This window comes from Flavobacterium sp. CF108, assembly GCF_900129795.1.
GTDB lineage: Bacteria > Bacteroidota > Bacteroidia > Flavobacteriales > Flavobacteriaceae > Flavobacterium.
Genome location: NZ_FQWW01000016.1, coordinates 1 through 1,997 on the forward strand (window position 1 = coordinate 1; position 1,997 = coordinate 1,997).

At 41.6% G+C, this 1,997-nt stretch carries 1 protein-coding gene; it reads right to left on the bottom strand.

The window, feature by feature from the left end; genetic code table 11:
• Positions 1–1,997, bottom strand: a 1,997-nt coding sequence (locus BUE10_RS23590; protein WP_317043654.1) for an Ig-like domain-containing protein, incomplete at both ends; no start/stop codon positions are given.

The following is a 1,997-nucleotide window of genomic DNA, read 5'->3' on the forward strand; positions in this document are numbered from 1 at the left end:
TCAGAAGCAGCTGGGAATAAGGCTTGCGCCGAAGTCAAAGCTTCAGCATTGCTGCATTCAATAGTCTGGTTTAAAGAACCAGCCTGCGTTGTCCAAGTCGGAGCAGTTGTATCCTGAATTGTAATTACTTGTGTGAAAGTATCAGAAGTATTGCCGCAATCGTCTTTTACAGTCCAGGTATTGGTGTAAGTTCCGGCATTTGAACATCCTTCAGAAGCCACGAATTGACCGCTTATTTTAGTGATGTTAGTTACATCACAATCACAAGCATCAACAGCAGCTGGAAATAACGCCTGAGCGGTATCTAATCCAGAAGTATCAGTACATTCTAAAGTCACATTTAAAGAATCAGCCTGCGTTGTCCATGCTGGAGCTGTCGTATCCTGAATCGTAATGATTTGAGTAAAAGTATCCGAAGTATTTCCGCAGTCGTCTTTTATTGTCCAGGTATTGGTGTAAGTTCCGGCATTTGAACATCCTTCAGAAGCCACGAATTGACCGCTTATTTTAGTGATGTTAGTTACATCACAATCACAAGCATCAACAGCAGCTGGAAATAACGCCTGAGCGGTATCTAATCCAGAAGTATCAGTACATTCTAAAGTCACATTTAAAGAATCAGCCTGCGTTGTCCATGCTGGAGCTGTCGTATCCTGAATCGTAATGATTTGAGTAAAAGTATCCGAAGTATTTCCGCAGTCGTCTTTTATTGTCCATGTATTGGTATAAGTTCCGGCATCTCCGCACCCTTCAGAAGCAACAAACTGCCCGCTTACTTTAGTGATATTCGAAACATCAGTGTCACATAAATCAGAAGCTGCTGGGAATAAAGCCTGAGCTGAAGTCAAAGCTTCAGCATTGCTGCATTCGATAGTTTGGTTTAAAGAACCAGCCTGTGTTGTCCAAGTCGGAGCAGTTGTATCCTGAATTGTAATTACTTGAGTGAAAGTATCAGAAGTATTTCCGCAGTCATCTTTTACAGTCCAAGTGTTAGTATAAGTTCCAGCATTTCCACATCCTTCAGAAGCCACAAACTGCCCGCTTACTTTAGTGATATTAGAAACATCAGTGTCGCATAAATCAGAAGCAGCAGGAAATAAAGCCTGAGCCGAAGTCAAAGCTTCAGTATTACTGCATTCAATAGTTTGGTTTAAAGAACCAGCCTGAGTTGTCCATTCTGGAGCAGTTGTATCCTGAATTGTAATGATTTGTGTGAAAGTATCAGAAGTATTTCCGCAGTCGTCTTTTACAGTCCAGGTATTGGTATAAGTTCCAGAATTTGAGCATCCTTCAGAAGCAACGAATTGTCCGCTTACTTTAGTGATATTAGAAACATCAGCATCACATAAATCAGAAGCTGAAGGGAATAAAGCCTGAGCCGAAGTTAAAGCTTCCGCATTGCTGCATTCGATAGTTTGGTTTAAAGAACCAGCCTGTGTTGTCCAAGTCGGAGCAGTTGTATCTTGTATTGTAATTACTTGAGTGAAAGTATCAGAAGTATTTCCGCAGTCGTCTTTTACAGTCCAAGTATTGGTATAAGTTCCAGAATTTGAGCATCCTTCAGAAGCAACGAACTGTCCGCTTACTTTAGTGATATTCGAAACATCAGCATCGCATAAATCAGAAGCAGCTGGGAATAAAGCCTGTGCGGCATCCAATCCTGAAGCATTACTGCATTCAATAGTTTGGTTTAAAGAACCAGCCTGAGTTGTCCATGCTGGAGCAGTTGTATCCTGAATTGTAATTACTTGAGTGAAAGTATCAGAAGTATTGCCGCAGTCGTCTTTTACAGTCCAGGTATTGGTGTAAGTTCCGGCATTTGAACATCCTTCAGAAGCCACAAACTGTCCGCTTACTTTAGTGATATTTGAAACATCAGCATCACATAAATCAGAAGCAGCTGGGAATAAAGCCTGTGCGGCATCCAATCCTGAAGCATTACTGCATTCAATAGTTTGGTTTAAAGAACCAGCCTGAGTTGTCCATGCTGGGGCAGT